2 protein-coding genes are annotated in these 1,280 nt (G+C 66.2%); both read left to right on the top strand.

Translation table 11 applies throughout. From position 1 onward, the window contains the following. The first annotated feature begins 241 nt into the window (after positions 1-241). The gene (gene metF / locus ACFW2Y_RS35940) at positions 242-1,174 is read left to right on the top strand and encodes a methylenetetrahydrofolate reductase [NAD(P)H] (protein WP_384887979.1); all 933 of its coding nucleotides are present in this window, start codon (positions 242-244) and stop codon (positions 1,172-1,174) included. A gap of 8 nt (positions 1,175-1,182) precedes the next feature. After that, positions 1,183-1,280 (top strand): adenosylhomocysteinase (locus ACFW2Y_RS35935; protein WP_384368050.1); only part of this gene is annotated, 98 nt, incomplete at its 3' end.

Below are 1,280 nucleotides of genomic sequence, written 5' to 3'. Positions count from 1 at the left end.
GGCGTCCACCTCTCCGAAGAATTCCAACTCCACCCCGAACAATCCACCGACGCCTTCGTCCTCCACCACCCCGAAGCAAAGTACTTCAACGCACGCTGAAAGGAGCCCGACCGTGCCACCACCAGCCCCCACCACCACACTCACCCCCCCACCACATCCACATCCACATCCACATCCACATCCACACCCGCACCCGCACCCGCACCCGCACCCGCACCCGCACCGGTCAACGGTTCCCAGCGTGCGCGAACTGCTGGACCAAGGGCACAAGAGCTTCTCCTTCGAGTTCTTCCCCCCCAAGACCGACAAGGGCGAGCGGACCTTGTGGAACGCCATCCGACGCATCGAACCACTCGCCCCCTCGTTCGTGTCCGTGACCTACGGCGCCGGCGGCTCCTCCCGCGACCGCACCGTGGAAGTCACCAAACGCATCGCAGCCGAAACCACCCTGCGCCCGGTCGCCCACCTCACAGCCGTCGGACACTCCGTAGCCGAACTGCGCCAGATCATCGGCCAATACGCCGACGCAGGCATCCGCGACGTGCTCGCCCTACGCGGCGACCCACCAGGAAACCCCCAAGGCCCCTGGCCCCTCCACCCCGAAGGCTTCACCTATGCCCACGAGCTGGTCTCCTTCATCCGTCAACTCGGCGCCTTCAGCGTCGCCGTAGCGGCCTTCCCCGAACGCCACCCCCGCTCAACGACCTGGCACGACGACATACGCCACTTCGCCGCCAAATGCCGAGCCGGCGCCGACTACGCCATCACACAGATGTTCTTCCACGTGGAGGACTACCTCCGCCTCCGCGACCGGCTGGACGCCATCGGCTGCCTGACACCGATCATCCCCGAAATCATGCCGGCCACCGACTTCCGCCAGATCCAACGCTTCGCCGAACTCAGCAACGCCCGGTTTCCCACCCCACTCGCCGACCGGCTACAAGCCGCCCAAGGCCAACCAGCCGACGGCCACCGCATCGGGGTCGAATACGCCACCACCATGGCCGAACGCCTCCTGACCGAAGGCGCCCCCGGACTGCACTACATCACCCTCAACCAATCCACCGCGACGCTGGAAATCCACCAGAACCTGACCCCACACCCCCCTACCCCACACCCCCACCCCACCACCCCGCACACCACCACCCCGCACACCACCACCCCTACGGAGTGAAGAACACCATGGACTTCAAGGTCGCCGATCTGTCCCTGGCCGCGTTCGGCCGCAAGGAGATCACGCTGGCCGAGCACGAGATGCCCGGTCTGATGTCGATCCGCCG

Source organism: Streptomyces sp. NPDC058877 (assembly GCF_042742855.1).
Taxonomy (GTDB): Bacteria; Actinomycetota; Actinomycetes; order Streptomycetales; family Streptomycetaceae; genus Streptomyces.
This window is presented reverse-complemented; position numbering and strand designations above follow the sequence as displayed.